Consider the following 19,025-nt stretch of genomic DNA (forward strand, 5'->3'; position numbering starts at 1 on the left):
GCAACCCTGTCGCACGGCCGAAGGCCGGGCGGTAACCCCAAAGTCCCCTTGCGCGAACGTGAATATTTGAAGGTCTGGTCGGAATCCCTACCCGAACCGCAACGGCCGGAGGACGATCAGCCGGGCCACTCCTTGGCGAGCAGCTCGAAGGAGCGCACGCGGTCGGCGTGGTCGTGGGTGATGGTGGTGACGAGCAACTCGTCGGCGCCGGTGGCCCGCTGCAGGGTCTGCAACTGGGAAACAACGGTGGCCGGGTCGCCGACGAACTGGGTGTCGAGGCGATCCTGGACGAGCGCCTGGTCGTCGTCGGTCCACGGGATGGCGGCGGCCTCGGCCGGGGTCGGGAAGGGAATCGCGCCGGCGCCGGTGCGGATGCTGCGGACCCAGTGCCGGTAGGGCGAGGCGAGGTGCCGGGCCGTCGCGGTGTCGGGGGCGACGACGACGTCGGCGGAGACCACGACGTACGGGCGGTCCAGCACCGAGGACGGGCGGAACGCGGCCCGGTAGGCGGACACGGCCTCCAGGACGCTCGCCGGCGCGACGTGGTAGTTGGCCGCGAACGGCAGGCCCCGCTCCCCCGCGACGGTGGCGCTCTGCCCGGCGCTGGAGCCCAGGATCCACAGCTCGACCTTGGCGCCCTCGCCGGGAGTGGCGTGCACGTCGAGTCCGTCGCGGGCGTAGGTGCCGGCGATCAGGGCCTGGATGTCCTCGACGACGTCGGCGAAGTCGGGTGACACCGCGCCCGGCTGCTGCAACAGCGCGCCGAACAGGGCGAAGCGGGGTTGCCCGGCGAGCCGGCCGAAGTCGAAGGGCGGCGGGATGAGCAGCCCGTCGACGACCTTCGCGGGCGGTGGGGGCGGGGGCGGCGTGGACAGGGCCGCGAGCGCCTCGGTGCGGCGCTGGCCGGATCGGCCCAGGCCGAGGTCGAACCGGCCGGGGAAGACCGCGTCGAGCAGGCCGAACTGCTCCACGACGGACAGGGCCGTCTGGTGGCCGACCTGGATCGCGCCAGAGCCGACCCGGATGCGGTCGGTGGCGGCGGCGATCAGGCCGATGAGCACGGCCGGTGCGGCGCTGGCCACGCCGCCGGCGAAGTGGTGCTCGGCGACCCAGTAGCGCTGGTAGCCGAAGGACTCGGCGCGCTTGGCGAGGTCGACGGTGTTGCGCAGGGCGGCGCCGGCGTCGCTGCCCGAGCTGATCGGGGCGAGGTCGAGAATGGACAGGGGAACGGTCATCACTACACCGCCAAGGGTGGGAACGGGCGACTGGGGATCTCGCGGCGCAGCACCGGGGCGACCTCGGCCTGGAAGAGCTCCAGCGAGCCGCGGTGCTGCTTGTCGGTGAGCCCGTCCGCGTCGGCCTGCACGTGCATGACCTCGTGGCCGAGCCGTTCGTGATACCGGTGGACCTTGTCGATGATCTGCTGCGGGCTGCCGACGAGGATCGAGCTGCGTTCGATCGCGTCCTCCAGGGTGTGGAAGACGGGTTCGACGCCGACGCGTTTGAACAGCTCCAGGCGCTTGTTGAAGATCGGCCGGTAGACGTCGATCGCATCCTGGGACCGTTCGGCCACGTACGTCCCGGCGGAGCCGGCGCCGACCAACGCCGCCGAGGCGTCGTGGCCGTGGAAGGCGAGCCGTTCCCGGTAATAGGCGACCAGTTCGGCGTAGGGCTCGACGGGGTTGGTGACGTTGGCCGAGAAGAGCGGGTCGCCGTGCTGGGCGGCGAGCTCGACGGAGGCCTTGCTGGTGGCGCTGCCGTGCCAGATGCGGACGTTCGGCTGCAGCGGCCGCGGCCACGCCTCGGCCTCGTCCAGCGACGGGCGGAAGCGGCCGGACCAGGTCACCTTCTCGGAGCGCCACAACTGGGTGAACAGCTCGTAGCCCTCGCGGTTGCGGTCCCACTGGTCGTCGGAGGTGACGTGGAACAGCTTGGCCTGCGCGGCGCCGTTGCCCTTGCCGACGATGAGCTCGAGCCGCCCGCCGGACAGGTTGTCCAGGGTCGAGTAGTCCTCGAACGCGCGGACCGGGTCGAGCAGGCTCAGCGTCGTCACGGCGGTGAACAGCCTGATGATGCTGGTGCGCGCGGCGATGTGGCTGAGCACGACCGGCGGGGAGGAGGAGATGAACGGCCGTTCGTGGCGTTCCCCGACGCCGAAGCCGTCGAAGCCGAGCTGCTCGGCGAGGACCGCGTTGTCGACGACCTCCCGCAGCCGCTCCCGGGCGGTTTTCTGACCGTCGGTGACGATCAGGGTGATGGCGAGAAACTTCAACGCAGGACCCCTTCAGCGAACGTGTACGCCTCTTCCAGGTGCGGATAGCCGGACAGGATGAACTCCTCGATGCCCACGGCGCGGTACTCGTCGATGCGGGCGGCGACCTCGGCGTGGCTGCCGACGAGGGCGGTGCCGGCGCCGCCGCGGACCAGGCCGATGCCGGCCCACAGGTTGGGGGCGACGACCAGCCGGTCGCGGTCTCCGCCGTGCAGGTCGAGCATCCGGCGCTGGCCGACGGACTCGAGGCTGCGCAGGCTCGCCTGGCGTTCGCGGATCGTCTCGTCGTCCAGCCCGGCGATCAGGCGATCCGCCGCGTCCCAGGCCTCGTCGGCGGTGGCGCGGGTGATGACGTGCAGCCGGATGCCGAACCGCAGCGGCCGGTCGGCGACGGCCCGGACCGCCGCGATCTTCGCAGCGACGGCATCGACCGGTTCGCCCCAGGTGAGGTACACGTCGGCGTGCCGGGCGGCGAGCTTGATCGCGGCGTCCGACGACCCGCCGAGATACACCGTCGGCGCAGCGGAAGGTGGCTCGCGCAGCAGCCCGCCCTCGACGTCGAAATGCACGCCGTGGTGGTCGAAGCGGGAACCGGTCCAGGCGGCGCGCACCACGTCGAGGAACTCCCCGGCGCGTTCGTAGCGGGCGTCGTGGTCCAGGGGGTCGCCGTAGCCGCGCTGCTCGGCGGCGCTGCTGCCGATGACGACGTTGAGCAGCAGCCGCCCCTCCGACAGCCGCTGGAACGTGGCGGCCATCTGCGCGGCCAGGACCGGCGCGATCAGCCCGGGCCGGAACGCGACGAGGAACTTCAGCCGCCTGGTCGCGGCGATCAGCGCGGCGGTGGTCAGCCACGCGTCCTCGCAGTGCACGCCGGTCGGGGTGAGCACGCCGGCGTAGCCGAGCTGGTCGGCGGCGCGGGCGATCTGGGTCAGGTAGTCCAGGGTCGGCGCCCGGTGGGTGGCGGAGCGCGGCAGCGGCGCGGTGTCCTGCGCGCCGATGATGCCGCCGTGCGTGCCGGCACCCACCGCGTGGTCATCGCCACCGGTCGGCAGGAACCAGTGGAACACCGGGTCAGACATGCTCGAGCCCGAGGTGCCCGCGCAGCGTCGTGGTGGTGTAGTCGGTGCGGAACACGCCACGCTCCTGCAGCAGCGGCACCACCCCGTCGACGAACTCGTCGAGACCGCCGGGCACCAGGTGCGGCACGAGGATGAAGCCGTCGGCCGCGTCGCTCTGCACGAACTCGTCGATGGTCGCCGCGACGCTCGCCGGGGTGCCGATGAAGGTCTGCCGGCCGGTCACCTCGATGATCAGGTCACGGATGCCGAGCCCCTTCTCCGCGGCGAGTGCGCGCCACTGCCGGGCGGTCGCCAGGGGGTCGTCGAAGAGCCGGGTGCGGCCCTTGATGATGGAGTCGTCGTCGAGGACCGGGTCGAAGACCGGCAGCGGCCCGTCGGGGTCGTGGTCGCTGAGATCCTTGTTCCACAGCTGCTCCAGCAGCAGGATCGCGGTCTGCGGGCTGACCTGCTGGCGGCGGATGTGGTGGGCTTTTTCAACCGCTTCTTCGGTGCTGGCACCGAGCACGAACGTGCTGGCCGGCAGGATCTTCAGCTGGTCGGGGTGCCGGCCGTGGCGGGCCATGCGGCCCTTGACGTCGGCGTAGAACGCCTTGCCGGACTCGAGGGTGCCGTGCCGGGAGAAGATCGCGTCCGCGTCACGGGCGGCGAACTCGCGCCCCGGGTCCGAGTCGCCGGCCTGGATGATCAGCGGCCGGCCCTGCGGGCTGCGGGGCACCGTGAAGTGCCCCTGGATGTCGATGTGCTGCCCGCTGTGGACGAAGTGGCCTGGGTCGCCGGTGCGGGTGAAGACCCCGGCCGCACGGTCAGCGGCGACCTCGTCCGCGGGCCAGGTGTCCCACAGTTCGCGGGCGGTGTGCAGCACCTCGGCGGCGCGGGTGTAGCGGTCGGCACGGTCGAGGTAGCCACCGCGGCGGAAGTTCTCCCCGGTGAACGCGTCGGACGAGGTGACCACGTTCCAGCCGGCCCGGCCGCCGGACAGATGGTCCAGCGAGGCGAGCTTGCGGGCCAGTTCGTAGGGCTCGTTGAAGGTGGCGTTGACGGTGCCGGTGAGCCCGAGGTGGGTGGTGACCGCGGCGAGGCCGGCGAGGACGGTGAGCGCGTCCGGGCGGCCGACGACGTCCAGGTCGTGGATGCGGCCGCGCTGCTCGCGCAGGCGGAGGCCTTCGGCGAGGAAGAAGAAGTCGAACTTGCCCCGCTCGGCGCTCTGCGCGAAACGCCGGAACGACTCGAACGCGATCTGGCTGCCCGCCGCCGGGTCGCTCCACACCGTCGTGTTGTTCACGCCGGGGAAGTGCGCCGCGAGGACGACCTGCTTCTGTGGCTTCGTCATGCGGTGACCTCCGTGCGGGCGTAGCGGTTCTGCGCGGCGGGCAGGCCGAGGTGCCCGCGCAGGGTGGTGGCGGTGTAGTCGGTGCGGAAGGCGCCCTCGGCCCGCAGCAGCGGCAGCAGGTCGTCGACGATCGCCGAGAGGTCGGCGGGCAGCACGCCGGGGCGCAGCCGGAACCCGTCGAGGCCGGTCTCCCGCCACGACAGCAACAGCTCGGCCAGGCCGGCGGCGTCGCCGGTGTAGACGTAGGCGTCGCTGGCGTACGGCGCGCCGTCGAGCGCGTCGAGGCGGGCCTTGCGGTCCGGGTCGAGGAACACCACGACGTCGGCGAAGACCTTGGCCGAGCCGAGCGAGCGGACCTCGGTGACGATCTCGGCCGCGTTCGCCACGCTGGTCGGGGTCACGTAAACGATGTCGGCGTCCAGCTCGTAGCCGGCGCGGCTGTGGGCGAGGGCGGAGACGACCGGCTGGCCCTGCGGCGGGCGCGGCGTGATCGACGGCCCCTTGACGCTGAAGTGCGAGCCGACGAAATCGATGTAGTGCAGCTTGTCCCGGTCGACGAACCGGCCGGTGGCGACGTCGCGGATCTCGGCGTCGTCCTCCCAGCTGTCCCAGAGCCGGCGGACCACCTCGATGTGGTCGGCGCCCTCCGCGAACAGCTCGACGATGTGCGCCTGGGTCGCGGGCTCGTCGAGGTGGGCCAGGTCCAACGGCGGGAAGGTGCGGCGGCCGAAATGCGCGGCCTCGAAAGGCCGGCCGGACACCTGGGCCCGCCACCCGGCCCGGCCGGTGCTCAGGTAGTCGAGGGTGGCGAGCTGGGTGGAGACGTGGAACGGCTCGGTGTGGGTCACGGTAACCGTCGGCACCAGGCCGATGTGCGTGGTGACGGGCGCGACCCGGGCCGCGATGAGCAGCGCGTCGAGCCGCCCCTTGACGTGGTCGGCCCGCCCGTCGAGCCCGTCGTAATGGCCGGACTGCAGGCCGAGGGAGTCCTCGATGGTGACGAAGTCCAGCCTGCCGCGCTCCGCCAGGCGGACCAGGCTCAACCAGTACACCGGGGAGAAGAGCGCATCAGGGAGCGCGGACGGATCCCGCCAGGCCGCGGGATGCCACCCCGCGCCGTCCAGCGCGACCGCCAGGTGCAACTCGCTCATGCGGGGATCCCTTCGGGGCGGTGCGCGGGGGCGTCCCAGTCGAGACCCCCGTCGCCCTGCCCAAATGTGGTGAAGTCGGTGGTGTCGCGGAACGCCGGCACGGTGTAGAGATCTCGGGCGTAGTCCCACAGGTGGGGGAAATCGGCGAGGCCGCTGCCGTAGCGCACGAGGGTGACGTACAGGCGGATGTCGGCCTCGGTGATCGCGGGCCCGAGCAGGTAGCGGCGGGTGGCTAGCCGCTCGTCGAGGGTGCCGAGGGCGTCCAGGAAGGCGGTGCTGTTGGGGGCGCCCCGGTTGACGGCGGGGTTGAGCCACGCGTCGAGCTGCTCGATCTCCTCGCGGTGCGCCTCCGGGTACGTGTCGATCACCGGGGTCGCCAGGTGCCGGAAGCGGGTGGCGAAATCGATGCCGATGCCCTTGAAGTCGTTGCTGATCACCTGGGCGGTGGCGCGGTCCCACAGCGTCGGGACCGAGACGTGGCCGTCGAAGCCCTCCTCGGTCGCCTCGTACGCCTGGCGCAGCAGCGTGAAGCCGTTGACCGGGTCGGGGCCGTAGCGCTCCCGGAACGCCCAGCCGCGTCCGTCGCGCGCGTTGTCGACGTAGGACACCGTGACGACGTCGCGGAGACCGGCCAGGGCATGGGCGATCGTCACGCGCTGCGACCACGGGCAGAACCAGCCCGCGTAGAGGTGGTAACGGCCCGGTTGCGGGTCATCCACTACGTGACCGGCGAACCGGTACAGCGGGCGGGGGTCGTCGGGGCGTTGCGTAATGCGGTATTCGCCATACGCCGTCGTGTCAACGGGGCTGGCCAGACGGCTTGAGCGCGGCAATTTCGGCATGGAGGTCCTCCGTGGATCCGGAGCCAGATAGCCGACTAATCCTACGTGCAAGATATGGAATTATCCAGAGGTACGTGAGAAGGCCGACAAGACTGCCCATCGACCGTTGACAGTCACGCACAGCCACTGCTGCACTGGCCCCACGAGACGCCGCTGACCACCCGCGGCTCCGAACGTCGCGGACTCCGGTCGCGAACTCTCCACTTGAGGATGTCCATGCGTAGATACCTTGCGTCCCTTGCCGTCGCGGCCTTACTCCTCGGCGGGTGCAACGGCGCCGCCGCCGAGGACCCCGCCGCCGGCAACAGCACGCCCGTCCAGGGCGGCAAGCTCACCTGGGCGATCGAGACCGAGCCGATCACCTTCAACCCGCACCAGTACGCCCAGGCGAAGGCCCGCCTGCTGGTCTGGAACAGCTTCGAGGCGCTGCTCACCCACGACGACAAGGGCGGCTACCTGCCGTGGCTGGCGACGTCGTGGGAGGTGTCCGCCGACGGGCTGACCTACACGTTCAAGCTCCGCAAGGGCGTCACCTTCCACGACGGCGACAAGTTCGACGCCGCCGCCGTCAAGGCCAACCTCGACCAGCTGCTCGTCGCCGGCTACGCGCCGAGCATCGCCTCGACGCAGCTGAAGAACTACAAGGACGCCGAGGTCGTCGACCCGAAGACGATCGCCGTGCACCTGAAGAAGCCCGACGTGCTCATCCTGGACTTCTTCGCCTCGCCGCAGGGCGGGCAGGTGTCGCCGAAGTCGCTCAAGAGCCCCGACCTGAAGGCCGGCGGGCCGTCCGTCGTCGGCACCGGCCCGTTCATCCTGGACCGCTACACGAAGGGTCAGGAGGTCCACTACAAGAAGAACCCGGCCTACGCGTGGGCCCCGTCCAACGCCGGCCACCAGGGACCCGCCTACCTCGACGAGATCACCTACCGGTTCCTCAAGGAGTCCTCGGTCCGCGTCGGCGCCCTGACCTCCGGCCAGGTCGACGTCATCGAGGGGGTCCCCGCGACCGAGCAGGAGCTGGTCAAGAGCGACCCGAACCTGACCTTCGCCAAGCAGCTCAACAGTGGCACCGCGTACAACCTCTACTTCAACCAGACGCACGCGCCGTTCGACGACATCCGGGTCCGCAAGGCGTTCCGGGACGCGGTCGACGTCGACGCGGTCCTGCAGGGGGTGTACCGCGGCACCGCGACCCGGGCGTGGAGCATCCTGAGCCCGTCCGGCCCGTTCTACGAGGCGTCGGTCGAGAAGACCTACGGCAACAACCCGGCCGAGGCCAACAAGCTGCTCGACGAGGCCGGCTGGAGCACGAAGGACAGCGAGGGCTTCCGCACCAAGGACGGCAAGCGGCTCACCGCCCGGATCGTGCTGTCGGCGCCGTTCGTGCGGGACAAGCGCGACATCCTCGCCCAGGCCGTGCAGGCCGCGGTGAAGCAGAGCGCCGGCATCGACCTGCAGGTCAAGGTCGTCGACCAGGGCACCGCCGCGGACGCCCTGGCCAAGGGCGAGTTCGAGGTCTTCGAAAACTCCCGCGCCGACACCGAGGCCGGCGCCGCGCTCAACCTGATCGTGCCGAAGGGCGCCCCGATCAACCGGCACGGCTTCTCCGACCCCGAGCTGGAGAAGCTGATCGTCGAGGCGCAGGCCAGCAGCGACCCGGCCAAGCGCAAGGCGGCGTACTCGACCATCCAGAAGGTCTACACCGACCAGGCGGTCGTGCTGCCGCTGTATGCACCTGCCGACCAGATCGCGGCGCAGAAGAAGGTCGGCGGGGTGGGCTTCGAGCCGACCGCGGGCGTGCCCGGCAGCGCCTACAACGTGTGGATCGGCAAGTAACGATGCTGAAGCCGATCCTCAGGCGGCTCGGCAGCGGGGCGGTGGTCCTCTGGGCCGCCGCCTCCGCGGCCTACCTCGCGCTGCGGCTCGCCCCGGGCGACACCGTCGACACGCTCGTCGGCGACGGCCCGGACACCCCGCAGATCCGCGCCCAGATCGCCAGGGACCTCGGCCTCGACCGGCCGGCGGTCGTGCAGTACCTCGACTACCTGTGGCGGCTGCTGCACGGCGACTTCGGCCGCTCCTACGTGCTGCAACGCCCGGTCGTGGACATCATCGGCAGCCAGGTCTGGCCGACGGTGAAGCTGACCCTCCTGGCCACCGCGTTCAGCGCCGTCATCGCCGTCGGCCTCGCGATCGTCACCGCCGGGCGGGCCCGCTGGCTGCGCGGCCTCGTCTCCGGCATCGAACTGTCCATCGTGTCCGCGCCCGGGTTCCTCATCGGCATCCTGCTGCTGAGCGTGTTCTCCTTCCAGCTCGGCTGGTTCCCGGTCTCCGGCGACCGGGACGCGTCCGCGCTGGTGCTGCCGGCCGTGGCCCTCGCGCTGCCGATCGGCGGGCTGCTCAGCCAGGTCATCCGCGAAGGTCTGGAACGGGCCCTGGACGAACCGTTCGCGGTGACCGCCCGGGCCCGTGGCCTGACCCGGTTCGCCCTGCTGTGGCGGCACGCCCTGCGCCACGCGCTGCTGCCGGCGGTGACCCTGGCCGGGACCCTGATCGGGTTCCTGCTCAGCGCCGCCGTCATCGTCGAGCGGGTCTTCGGCCGGCCCGGTCTCGGCGAGGTCGCCACGGAAGCGGTCGGCAACAAGGACATTCCGGTGGTCCTCGCCGTCGTGATGCTCGCCGCCGCCATCTACGTGGTGCTCAGCACCCTCGCGGACCTGGCGTATCTGCTCATCGACCCGCGCCTGCGGAAAGGCTGACCCGTCATGTCGATCGCCCTGCCCGAACAGGCCACGTCGCCGGTGACGGCGCTCGCCCCGGCCCCGGACCCGGCGCCGTCGCACGGCCGGAGGTTCGCGCCGGGGCTGGTGGCCGCGGGGGTGGTGCTGCTGCTCGTCGCCGTGGCCGCCGCCGCGCCGCGGCTGCTCACCGGCACCGACCCGCTCGCCGCCGACCCGTTCCACGCCCTTGAGGGGCCGAGCGGCGCGCACTGGTTCGGCACCGACCAGCTCGGCCGCGACGTCTTCACCAGGGTCGTGCACGGTGCCCGGTACTCTCTCAGCATCGGCGTCATCTCGACGCTGCTGTCGGTGCTCTCCGGCGGCATCCTCGGCCTCGTCGCCGGACTGTCCCCGCGCGCCGTCGACGAGGTCCTCAGCCGCGCGCTCGACGTGCTGTCGGCGTTTCCCGAGGTGTTGCTCGCGCTGCTGTTCATCGCGTTCACCGAGCCGGGCACCCCGAGTCTCATCATGGCCATCGCCCTGGCGTTCGCGCCGCGGTACGGCCGGATCGTGCGCGCCCAGACGCTGCTGGTCCGCCGGTCCGGCTACGTCGAACAGGCGGTCACGTTCGGCCTGTCCCGGACCCGCCTGGTGTGGCGGCACATCCTGCCCAACGTGCTGGGCCCGCTGCCGATCCTCGCCACGATCGGGCTGGGCAGCGCGATCGTCAACGCCTCCGCGCTGTCGTTCCTCGGCATGGGCCCGCAACCGCCGTCGCCGGAGTGGGGCGCGATGCTCTCCGAGAGCCGCAACTACCTGCGGGTCGCCTGGTGGGCGGCGATCCTGCCGGGCGCGACCCTCACCATCACCGTCATCTCGCTGACCGCCGTCGGCCGGCGGCTGCAACGCCGCTTCGAAGGAAGGCGCTGACATGCCCCCGCTCGTCACCGTCACCGACCTGCACGTCACCTTCCCAGGCAGCGGCACCGGTCCCGTGCACGCCGTGCGCGGCATCAGCTTCACCGTCGAGCGCGGCGAGTGCGTCGCGATCGTCGGGGAGAGCGGCTCGGGCAAGAGCGTCACCGCCCGCAGCCTCGTCGGCCTCGCCGGCCCCGGCGCCGCCGTGCGGGCCGCCACCCTCGAGGTCGACGGCCGCGACACCAGCGGCTACACCGACCGGGACTGGCGCCGCCTGCGCGGCCGGGTCGCCGGGCTGGTCCTGCAGGACGCCCTCGTCTCCCTCGACCCGCTCAACACGGTCGGGCAGGAGATCGGCGAGGTGCTGCGCACCCACCGGGTCGGGACCGCCGCCACCCGCGACGCGCAGGTCGCCGCGCTGCTCGACGCGGTGCACGTGCCCGAGCCGGCGGAACGCGCCCGGCAGTATCCGCACCAGCTGTCCGGCGGGCTGCGCCAGCGCGCCCTGATCGCCTCGGCGATCGCCGCCGACCCGCCGCTGCTCATCGCGGACGAGCCGACCACCGCCCTGGACGTGACCGTCCAGGCGCAGCTGCTGCGGCTGCTCGCCGAGCGCCGCGCGGCCGGTTCGACGCTGCTGCTGGTCAGCCACGACCTGGCGGTGGTCGCCGGGATCGCCGACCGGGTCCTCGTCATGCGCGACGGGATCATCGTCGAGCAGGGCCCGACGCAGCAGATCCTCACCGCGCCCGAGCACGACTACACCCGGATGCTCCTCGCGGCCGTGCCGACCGCCGCCTCCCGCGGGCACCGGCTCAGCACCACGACCCGTTCGCCGCTGCCGGCGCCGGCCATCGACCCCGGACAGACCGTGCTGCGCGCCGACGGGCTGCACAAGCGCTTCGGCACCCGGCACGCCGTCGACGACGTGAGCTTCACCCTCGCCCGCGGCGAGATCCTCGGCGTCGTCGGCGAGTCCGGCTCGGGAAAGACCACCGTGGCCCGCATCGCGCTCGGCCTCCTCGAACCCGACGGCGGCACCGTCCACCTCGGACAGACGCGGTGGACCGGCGTGCCCGAGCGGCGGCGGCGCCCGGACCGGCGGCGGCTGCAGGTCGTCTCGCAGGACCCGCTGAGCTCGTTCGATCCGCGGTACACGGTGGAGAAGCTCGTCGCGGAGCCCCTGGACCTGCGCGGGGCGGCCCGCCGGGACCGGGTCGTGGAGCTGCTCGAACGGGTCGGGCTCGGCGCCGCGCACCTGCGCCGCCACCCACGGGAGCTGTCCGGCGGGCAGCGCCAGCGGGTCGCGATCGCCCGCGCCGTCGGCCCCCGGCCCGACGTCCTGGTCTGCGACGAGCCGGTGTCCGCGCTGGACGTGTCGGTCCAGGCGCAGGTCCTCGACCTCCTCGCCGACCTGCGCGCCGCCGACGGCACGGCGCTGCTGTTCATCTCCCACGACCTCGGCGTCATCCACCACCTGGCGGACCGGGTCCTCGTCATGCACGACGGCCGGGTCGTCGAGCAGGGCCCGGTCGAGGAGGTCTTCGCCAGGCCGGAGCACCCGTACACGCAGACCTTGCTCGCCGCACTTCCCATCCTGACCGGCTGACCGGAGAAACCACATGCACATCCTCGACAACCCGGTGTGGGCCTCCCTCAATGGAGCGCACCAGCACCTCGCCGAGCGGGTGGGTGACGCCGTCCGCTACCAGGTCGACGTCGCCCCGTTCATCACCGTCGCCCCGGACGCCGGCGCCGGCGTCTGGGCCGACGTGGCGGCGCTGGCCGGGCCCGGCGCCGTGGTCACCCTCACCGGCACCGTGCCGCCCCCGCCGGCGGACTGGGAGGTGGTCCTGGAGGCCGGCGGCGTGCAGCTGCTCGACGTCGCACTGGAGGCCCGGCCGGACCCGGAGGCGGTCCGGCTGACCGCCGCCGACGTGCCGGAGATCCTCGACCTGGTCGAACGCACCCAGCCCGGGCCGTTCCGGCAGCGCACGATCGAGCTCGGCACGTATCTCGGGATCCGCCGCGACGGCAAGCTCATCGCCCTCGCCGGTGAGCGGCTGCACCCGCCCGGCTGGACCGAGATCTCCGCGGTGTGCACCGACGCCGAACACCGCGGCCAGGGCCTCGCCACCCGGCTGGTGCGGGCCGTCGCGCACGGCATCCGCGCCCGCGGCGAGCACCCGTTCCTGCACGCCGCGGCGACGAACACCAACGCGATCCGGCTGTATGAGTCGATCGGCTTCGAGCTGCGCCGGCGCACCACGTTCCGCGCGGTGCGGATCCCGTCCGACGCACTCGTGGGAGACGCGGCCTGATGCGCTACGCCATCGAGATCGACGCGCCGGACCTCGCGGCCCTGGAAGCGGCTGTGCTGGACGCGGAACGCGCCGGGTACGCGTTCGTGACGTTCCCCGACTCGCCGCGGCGGGCCGGGGTGGAGGCCGGGGTCAGGGCCGCGTTCCTGGCCCGCCGCACCACCCGGATCGGGCTGGCGCCCACGTTGCACGCCACCACCACCGAGCCGTTCCACCTCGCCACCCAGCTCGCCAGTCTCGACCACGCGTCGCTCGGCCGGGCCGGCTGGGTCGTCGGTGCCACCACGGCACCGGCGGACCTCGCCACCGTCGGCCGCACGGGGGTCGGCGAGGGCGAGGTCGCCGACGTGGTCGAGGTCGCCCGCCGGCTGTGGGACTCGTGGGAGGACGGCGCGGTCATCCGGGACGTGCCGACCGGCCGGTTCCTGGACCCGCGCAAGGTGCACCACGTGAACTTCGAAGGATCGTCGTTCTCCGTCGTGGGGCCGCTCATCACGCCGCGCCCGCCGCAGGGGCAGGTGGTCGTGATCGGCGCCGACACCCTCGGCGTCACCGGTCTGGACGTCGCGCTGGTCGCGGCCACGGATCGCGGCGAGCTCGCCACCCGGGCCGCTGCCGCCCGCGCCGCCGGCGCGGCGCTCGTCTTCGCCGACGTGCCCGCCTCGTTCGACCCCGTTGTCGCGCACGGCGTGGTTGACGGCGTGCATTTCCGCGGCGGCCCGTTGCTCACCGCGCGTGGTGAGCATCGCCCGACGCTGCGGGAGACCCTCGGCCTCCCCCGGCCCACGAACCGTTACGAGGTGACCGCATGACCCGGTTGCACCTGGGTGTGTTCTTCACCGGCGTCGGTCCCAACCTGCTGTGGACCGAGCCGGACTTCGCCGACCACACCCACATCGACACGTTCCGGCACGTCGTGCGGACCCTGGAGCGCGGCCTGTTCGACGCGTTCTTCCTCGGCGAGGGGCTGCGGGTCCGCGAGAACCGCGGCACCGTCTACGACCTCGACGTCGCCGGGCGGCCCGACGCCATCACGCAGCTCGCCGCGCTCGCCGCGGAGACCACCCACATCGGGCTGGTCGCCACCCAGAACACGACCTACAACTACCCGGCGGACCTGGCCCGCCGCCTCGCGTCGCTGGACGCGGTCTCCGGCGGCCGGGCCGGCTGGAACATCGTGACCACCGACAACGCGTGGACCGGGGAGAACTTCCGGCACGGCGGCTGGCTGCCGCACGCACGCCGCTACGAGCGGGCCACCGCGTTCGTGGAGACGGCGAAGGCGTTGTGGCGCAACGAACGCGTCAGCCTCGACGGCGATCTCGTCACCCTGGACGCCACCGGCGGCGTCGCGCCGAGCCCGCAGGGGCGGCCGGTGCTGTTCCAGGCCGGCGACTCCGACGGCGGCCGGGAGCTCGCGGCCCGCCACGCCGACGTGGTCTTCTCCGCCAACACCGACTACGACAAGGCGGTCGCCTACGCCGCCGACCTCCGCGCCCGGCTGGCCCGGCACGGCCGGTCCCCGGACTCGCTGCGGATCCTGCCCGGCGCCTCAGTGGTGCTCGGCGACACCCCCGACGAGGCCCGGGAGCGGGCCCGGTGGATCGATCGCGAGCAGACCACCGGGCCGCGCGCGATCGCCTTCCTCGAGCAGTACTGGGGCAAGGACCTGTCCGGCTACGACCCCGACGGTCCGCTGCCGGACATCGACCCGGCCGACGGGGAGCTGGACCCGTCGCGCGGCACGATCCCGATCGAGCTGCGCACCGGCAAGCTGGAGCGCATCGCCGGTTGGCGCAAGCTCTCCGCCGAACGCGGCCTGTCGATCCGGGACCTGGTCATCGAGGTGACGCCGCGGCACAACGCGTTCGTCGGCACGCCCGGCCAGGTCGCCGACGAATGGACCCGATACGTGCGGGACCGCGCCGTGGACGGGTTCAACCTGCTGCCGCAGCTGCTGCCGGGCACCGTGGAGGACATCGTGGACCGGCTCGTGCCGCAGCTGCAGGAGCGCGGCGTGTACCGGACCGCGTACGAGGGCAGCACGCTCCGCGAGCATCTGGAACTCCCGCCCGGGTGAGCCTGTACCCTCACGTGCAGTGCACGGAGAAAGGGAGCACAGGTGGCCGCAGCAGCGAAGGACACCGGCGCAGAGGCGGCCGGCCAGGCGCGGGTCACGATCCGCCAGGTCGCCGTCCACGCCGGGGTGTCCGAGGCCGCGGTGTCCTATGCGCTCAACAACCGGCCCGGCGTGTCCGAGCAGACCCGCGCGCGCGTCCTCGCCGCCGCGCGGGACCTCGGCTGGGCGCCGAACATCGCCGCCCGTTCGCTCGGCACCGCCAGGGCGAACGCGGTCGGGCTGGTCCTGGTCCGCCCGCCGCGGGTGATGATCGTCGACTCCTGGTTCACGCAGATGCTCAGCGGGGTCGAGGCCGAGCTCAACCGCAACGACATCGCCCTGGTGCTGCACCTGGTCGACCGGATCGACGACACCATCGACGTGTACCGCAAGTGGTGGGCCGGCCGGCACGTCGACGGCGTGATCCTCACCGACCTACGCAAGGACGACCCGCGCCTGGACGCCCTGGTCGAGATCGGCCTGCCTGCGGCCGTCATCGGCGGCAAGCCGGGGCTCGAGGGCTGCAGCACGGTCGACGCCGACGTGTCCGGCACCGCCCGCGCCATCGTCGGCTACCTGCGGGCCCTCGGGCACCGCACGATCGCCCGGGTCGCCGGCACCGAGGAGCTGTTCCACACCGGGCAGCGCGACGCCGCGTACCTGGACGCGCTCGACCACTCGGGCCTGGACCGCTCCCGGTATCGCGTGGTCTACACCAACTACAGCGCCGTGGACGGCATGCGCGCGATGCGCGAGCTGATGAGCGGCGCCGAGCCGCCGACCGCTGTCGTGTTCGACAACGACGTGATGGCCGCCGCGTCGCTGAAGGTGGCGCACGAGATGGGCCTGTCGGTGCCGGAGGACGTGTCGGTCGTCGCCTGGGACGACTCGGACCTGTGCCAGATCACCGTGCCCGCGATCACCGCCGTGCAGCAGACGCCGGCGCACCAGGCGGAGCTCGCCGCGCGGGCCCTGCTCGCGACGATCAACGGCGGCGAGGTCAGCCACGTGACGATGCAGCCGGGGATCCTGACGGCGCGCCAGTCGACCCGGCCGCTGCGCGCCGGCCGCTCTGCCTGACCCTGCGTTCGCAAGCGGTTCAGCAAGCTACTGTTGACACTCCTAACACCTGCGTTTTAGGGTCGTGCTTCGCCTACTTATCCGCTTCAGTGCGGGTCGTGATCACGGGAGCCTACATGCCAGTCCTGCGTCCTCTCCATTCCGGGTGGACCCTGCGCGCGGCCGGACCGGCCCCGCTCGGCGACGGCCCCGTCCCGGCCACCGTGCCGGGTTGCGTGCACACGGACCTGCTGGATGCCGGGCTGATCCCGGATCCGTACCTGGACGCGAACGAGCTGGAGCTGGCCTGGATCGGCCGGACCCCCTGGGTGTACGAGACGACGTTCGACGCCGCGCTCACCGGGGATCGGGTGGAGCTGGTGGCCGACGGCCTGGACACGGTGGCGACGGTCACGCTCAACGGGATCGAGCTGGGCCGGACCGCGAACATGCACCGGAGCTACCGGTTCGACGTCCGCGAGGCGCTGCGCCCGACCGGGAACCACCTCGAGGTCCGGTTCGACTCCGCCTACGACTATGCGCTGGCGGTCCGGGACGCGGTCGGAGAGCGGCCGAACGCGTATGACGAGCCGTTCCAGTACATCCGAAAGATGGCGTCGAACTTCGGCTGGGACTGGGGCCCGACCCTGGTCACGGCCGGGATCTGGCAGTCGATCGGGTTGCACTCGTGGTCGGTGGCGCGCCTCGCGGAGGTCCGGCCCCTCGTCACCGTCGACGGCACCGACGGGATCGTCGACGTGCACGTCACGGTCGAACGCGCCGGCGACGAGCCGCTGACCGTCACCGCCACGGTCGCGGGGGTCACCGCGACGGCCACCATCGCGGCGGGCGAGACCTCGGCTGTGGTCACGGTCACCGTGCCGGACGTGCGGCTCTGGTGGCCGCGCGGGTTCGGCAGTCCGGACCGGTACGAGCTGGATGTCACCCTGCGCGCCGACGCGTCGGTGGTCGACGCGTGGCAGCGGCGGGTCGGGTTCCGCACCGTCGAGATCGACACCACCGCGGACGCCGACGGGACCGCCTTCATCCTGGTCGTGAACGGGGTGCCGGTGTTCGTGCGGGGGGTCAACTGGATCCCCGACGACGCGTTCGTGACCCGGGTGGACCGTCCGCGCTACGCCGCCCGGATCGGCCAGGCGATCGACGCGGGCGTGAACTACCTGCGGGTCTGGGGCGGCGGCCGATACGAGAGCGACGACTTCTACGACCTCTGCGACGGCCAGGGACTGCTCGTGGGGCAGGACTTCCTGTTCGCGTGCGCCGCCTACCCGGAGGAGGAGCCGCTCGGGTCGGAGGTGGCCGCCGAGGCGCACGAGCAGGTGCTGCGGCTCATGTCGCATCCGAGCCTGGTGATGTGGGTCGGCAACAACGAGAACATCTGGGGCTTCCAGGACTGGGACTGGCAGGAGCCCCTCGCCGGGCGCAGCTGGGGCGCCGGCTACTACTTCGACGTGCTGCCGGGGATCGTCGCCGCGGTCGACCCGACCCGGCCGTACTGGCCCGGCAACCCCTGGTCCGGCACCGACGCGATCCACCCGAACGACCCGGCGCACGGCACCAGCCACATCTGGACCGTCTGGAACACCCATGACTACCGGCACTACGCCACCTACCACCCCCGGTTCCTCGCCGAGTTCGGTTTCCAGGCCCCGCCGGCGTTCGCGACCCTGCGCCGCGCCGTGTCCGACGAGCCGCTGACCCCGGCCTCACCCGGGATCCTGCACCACCAGAAGGCCGCCGGCGGCAACGGCAAGCTCGCCGCCGGCCTCACCGGCCACTTCCCGCTGCCGCCGGGGTTCGACGACTGGCACTGGGCGACCCAGCTCAACCAGGCCCGCGCGATCACGTTCGGCATCTCGCACTTCCGCTCCCTCCGCCCGCTGTGCATGGGCACGGTGCTGTGGCAGCTCAACGACAACTGGCCGGTCACGTCCTGGTCCGCGGTGGACGGCGACGGCCGGCGCAAGCCGCTCTGGTACGCGCTGCGCCGGGCGTACGCTTCGCAGTTCCTCACCATCCAGCCCCGCTCCGGCGTGCCCACGCTGATCGCCGTCAACGACACCACCACGGCGTGGCAGGCGCAGGTCGACGTCCGCCGGGTCTCCTTCAATGGCGACCCTCGCGCGAAGGCGACGCTCACCGTCGACGTGCCCGCTGGCGGCACCGTTGCCGTGCCGCTGCCGCCCGACGTCACCACCCCCGACGACCCGGCCCGGGAGCTCATCGTCGCCGACGGCGCCACCTGGTACTTCGGCGAGGACGTCGACCTCGCCTACCCGGCGGCGTCCGTCGACGTGGTGGTCCACCCCACCGCCGGCGGCGCCACGGTCGAGGTCACCGCCCGCACGTTCGTGCGTGATCTGACCCTGTTCGCGGACCGGCTCGACCCGGCGGCAACCGTCGACGAGCAGCTCGTGACGCTGCTGCCCGGCGAGACCGTCACCCTGCAGGTCACCGGGGCGGCACTGCCGGCCGCGGACGACCCGGCCTGGCGCACCGCACCGGTCCTGCGCACCGCCAACGACCTCATCCCCCGCTGATCCACGCCGCCTTCCCGGGCCGGGTGCCGGCCCGGGTGGGCGGCGTCAGCGGTGCAGCACCAGGGCATCGAGAACGACGTCCAGGCCGGTCCTGACCCGGTCCGGGTCGAGGCCGAGCGCCCGCTGCTGATGGTCGAGCACCACGGGCTGGAGCAGGGCGAGCAGCACGCTGGCCATGTAGGCGGCGTCGTGCGGCCCGCCGAGCTCGCCCATCAGGTTGACCAGGTGCAGGTGATAGGTCTTGTACGGGCCGCTGCCGAACCCCTGCGCCGTCGTGGTCGTGGCGAGCAGCCGCAGCTCCCACTGGTCGCGTTGCAGGTCCAGCAGCGCGTGCAGGAACGCCCGGATCCGGGCATCCGGCGGCGCGCCCGGGCCGAGGGGTGGCGGGCCGGCGAGGAACGCCTCCTGAAAGCGGATCTCGTGGCCCTCCATCAGCGTGTACGCGAGGCCGCTCAGATCCCCGAAGCGCCGGTACGCGGTGCCCACGCCGACGCCGGCCTCCCGGGCGACCTCGTCCAGCGCCAGGCCGGCCACGCCCTTTGCGGCGACGATCCGGTGAGCGGCGTCGATGAGCCGCTGCCGGTTGCGGGCGGCGTCGGCCCGCTCCGCGGGTGGCTGGCCGGCCATGGGCAGTGGTTGCACGTGACGAT

At 72.4% G+C, this 19,025-nt stretch carries 16 protein-coding genes; 9 read left to right on the plus strand and 7 right to left on the minus strand.

The features are described 5' to 3' along the window. Positions 1-116 precede the first annotated feature (116 nt). From ACFPIJ_RS45155 to ACFPIJ_RS45180, 6 genes are read right to left on the minus strand one after another with little or no spacing between them, the layout of a single operon-like run. Complete coding sequence (locus ACFPIJ_RS45155; protein ID WP_380125440.1) at positions 117-1,235, minus strand: LLM class flavin-dependent oxidoreductase; 1,119 nt, start codon at positions 1,233-1,235, stop codon at positions 117-119. Between the two features lie 2 nt (positions 1,236-1,237). After that, on the minus strand, positions 1,238-2,272 hold the full coding sequence (locus ACFPIJ_RS45160) for an LLM class flavin-dependent oxidoreductase (protein WP_380125442.1): 1,035 nt from the start codon (positions 2,270-2,272) through the stop codon (positions 1,238-1,240). After that, on the minus strand, positions 2,269-3,351 hold the full coding sequence (locus ACFPIJ_RS45165) for an LLM class flavin-dependent oxidoreductase (RefSeq protein WP_380125444.1): 1,083 nt from the start codon (positions 3,349-3,351) through the stop codon (positions 2,269-2,271). Before ACFPIJ_RS45165 ends, ACFPIJ_RS45160 begins: the two co-directional genes overlap by 4 nt. Beyond that, positions 3,344-4,681: an NtaA/DmoA family FMN-dependent monooxygenase gene (locus tag ACFPIJ_RS45170; RefSeq protein ID WP_380125446.1), complete on the minus strand. Its 1,338-nt coding sequence runs from the start codon at positions 4,679-4,681 to the stop codon at positions 3,344-3,346. The genes ACFPIJ_RS45165 and ACFPIJ_RS45170 overlap by 8 nt, the downstream gene beginning before the upstream one ends. Beyond that, positions 4,678-5,832 (minus strand): LLM class flavin-dependent oxidoreductase, encoded by a 1,155-nt coding sequence (locus tag ACFPIJ_RS45175; protein WP_380125448.1) that lies wholly within the window; start codon positions 5,830-5,832, stop codon positions 4,678-4,680. The genes ACFPIJ_RS45170 and ACFPIJ_RS45175 overlap by 4 nt, the downstream gene beginning before the upstream one ends. Further along, complete coding sequence (locus ACFPIJ_RS45180; RefSeq protein ID WP_380125450.1) at positions 5,829-6,674, minus strand: glutathione S-transferase C-terminal domain-containing protein; 846 nt, start codon at positions 6,672-6,674, stop codon at positions 5,829-5,831. Before ACFPIJ_RS45180 ends, ACFPIJ_RS45175 begins: the two co-directional genes overlap by 4 nt. Before the next feature lie 216 nt (positions 6,675-6,890). On the opposite strand from ACFPIJ_RS45180, the gene ACFPIJ_RS45185 reads away from it, so the two are divergent. From ACFPIJ_RS45185 to ACFPIJ_RS45225, 9 genes are all read left to right on the plus strand, one after another. Further along, the gene (locus tag ACFPIJ_RS45185; RefSeq protein WP_380125452.1) at positions 6,891-8,513 is read left to right on the plus strand and encodes an ABC transporter substrate-binding protein; all 1,623 of its coding nucleotides are present in this window, start codon (positions 6,891-6,893) and stop codon (positions 8,511-8,513) included. A 2-nt stretch (positions 8,514-8,515) separates the two neighbouring features. Beyond that, entirely contained in the window at positions 8,516-9,436 is a 921-nt protein-coding gene (locus ACFPIJ_RS45190; protein WP_380125454.1) for an ABC transporter permease, read from the plus strand. A 6-nt stretch (positions 9,437-9,442) separates the two neighbouring features. Continuing rightward, complete coding sequence (locus ACFPIJ_RS45195) at positions 9,443-10,327, plus strand: ABC transporter permease (protein WP_380125456.1); 885 nt, start codon at positions 9,443-9,445, stop codon at positions 10,325-10,327. A 1-nt stretch (position 10,328) separates the two neighbouring features. Next, the gene (locus tag ACFPIJ_RS45200; protein ID WP_380125458.1) at positions 10,329-11,924 is read left to right on the plus strand and encodes a dipeptide ABC transporter ATP-binding protein; all 1,596 of its coding nucleotides are present in this window, start codon (positions 10,329-10,331) and stop codon (positions 11,922-11,924) included. A gap of 13 nt (positions 11,925-11,937) precedes the next feature. Continuing rightward, positions 11,938-12,636 carry a GNAT family N-acetyltransferase gene (locus ACFPIJ_RS45205; RefSeq protein ID WP_380125460.1) on the plus strand — a complete coding sequence of 233 codons (699 nt, stop codon included), beginning with the start codon at positions 11,938-11,940 and terminating at the stop codon, positions 12,634-12,636. Further along, the gene (locus ACFPIJ_RS45210; protein WP_380125462.1) at positions 12,636-13,448 is read left to right on the plus strand and encodes an LLM class flavin-dependent oxidoreductase; all 813 of its coding nucleotides are present in this window, start codon (positions 12,636-12,638) and stop codon (positions 13,446-13,448) included. The genes ACFPIJ_RS45205 and ACFPIJ_RS45210 overlap by 1 nt, the downstream gene beginning before the upstream one ends. Beyond that, positions 13,445-14,716 carry an LLM class flavin-dependent oxidoreductase gene (locus tag ACFPIJ_RS45215; RefSeq protein ID WP_380125464.1) on the plus strand — a complete coding sequence of 424 codons (1,272 nt, stop codon included), beginning with the start codon at positions 13,445-13,447 and terminating at the stop codon, positions 14,714-14,716. Before ACFPIJ_RS45210 ends, ACFPIJ_RS45215 begins: the two co-directional genes overlap by 4 nt. 42 nt (positions 14,717-14,758) lie before the next feature. Then, positions 14,759-15,835, plus strand: a complete 1,077-nt coding sequence (locus ACFPIJ_RS45220; protein ID WP_380125466.1) for a LacI family DNA-binding transcriptional regulator — start codon at positions 14,759-14,761, stop codon at positions 15,833-15,835. 116 nt (positions 15,836-15,951) lie between these two features. Beyond that, entirely contained in the window at positions 15,952-18,375 is a 2,424-nt protein-coding gene (locus ACFPIJ_RS45225) for a glycoside hydrolase family 2 protein (RefSeq protein ID WP_380125468.1), read from the plus strand. A gap of 45 nt (positions 18,376-18,420) precedes the next feature. Here the strand turns inward: ACFPIJ_RS45225 and ACFPIJ_RS45230 are convergent, their stop codons facing one another. Further along, entirely contained in the window at positions 18,421-19,017 is a 597-nt protein-coding gene (locus tag ACFPIJ_RS45230) for a TetR/AcrR family transcriptional regulator (RefSeq protein ID WP_380125469.1), read from the minus strand. Positions 19,018-19,025: the final 8 nt, after the last annotated feature.

Source organism: Dactylosporangium cerinum (assembly GCF_042653625.1).
GTDB classification, from domain to species: Bacteria; Actinomycetota; Actinomycetes; order Mycobacteriales; family Micromonosporaceae; genus Dactylosporangium; species Dactylosporangium cerinum.

Coding starts and splice junctions, on each gene's coding strand:
- ACFPIJ_RS45200 (WP_380125458.1), top strand. CDS start 10,329: ATGCCCCCGCTCGTCACCGTCACCGACCTGCACGTCACCTTCCCAGGC.
- ACFPIJ_RS45175 (WP_380125448.1), bottom strand. CDS start 5,832: ATGAGCGAGTTGCACCTGGCGGTCGCGCTGGACGGCGCGGGGTGGCAT.
- ACFPIJ_RS45190 (WP_380125454.1), top strand. CDS start 8,516: ATGCTGAAGCCGATCCTCAGGCGGCTCGGCAGCGGGGCGGTGGTCCTC.
- ACFPIJ_RS45210 (WP_380125462.1), top strand. CDS start 12,636: ATGCGCTACGCCATCGAGATCGACGCGCCGGACCTCGCGGCCCTGGAA.
- ACFPIJ_RS45215 (WP_380125464.1), top strand. CDS start 13,445: ATGACCCGGTTGCACCTGGGTGTGTTCTTCACCGGCGTCGGTCCCAAC.
- ACFPIJ_RS45170 (WP_380125446.1), bottom strand. CDS start 4,681: ATGACGAAGCCACAGAAGCAGGTCGTCCTCGCGGCGCACTTCCCCGGC.
- ACFPIJ_RS45205 (WP_380125460.1), top strand. CDS start 11,938: ATGCACATCCTCGACAACCCGGTGTGGGCCTCCCTCAATGGAGCGCAC.
- ACFPIJ_RS45155 (WP_380125440.1), bottom strand. CDS start 1,235: ATGACCGTTCCCCTGTCCATTCTCGACCTCGCCCCGATCAGCTCGGGC.
- ACFPIJ_RS45180 (WP_380125450.1), bottom strand. CDS start 6,674: ATGCCGAAATTGCCGCGCTCAAGCCGTCTGGCCAGCCCCGTTGACACG.
- ACFPIJ_RS45225 (WP_380125468.1), top strand. CDS start 15,952: ATGCCAGTCCTGCGTCCTCTCCATTCCGGGTGGACCCTGCGCGCGGCC.
- ACFPIJ_RS45195 (WP_380125456.1), top strand. CDS start 9,443: ATGTCGATCGCCCTGCCCGAACAGGCCACGTCGCCGGTGACGGCGCTC.
- ACFPIJ_RS45185 (WP_380125452.1), top strand. CDS start 6,891: ATGCGTAGATACCTTGCGTCCCTTGCCGTCGCGGCCTTACTCCTCGGC.
- ACFPIJ_RS45165 (WP_380125444.1), bottom strand. CDS start 3,351: ATGTCTGACCCGGTGTTCCACTGGTTCCTGCCGACCGGTGGCGATGAC.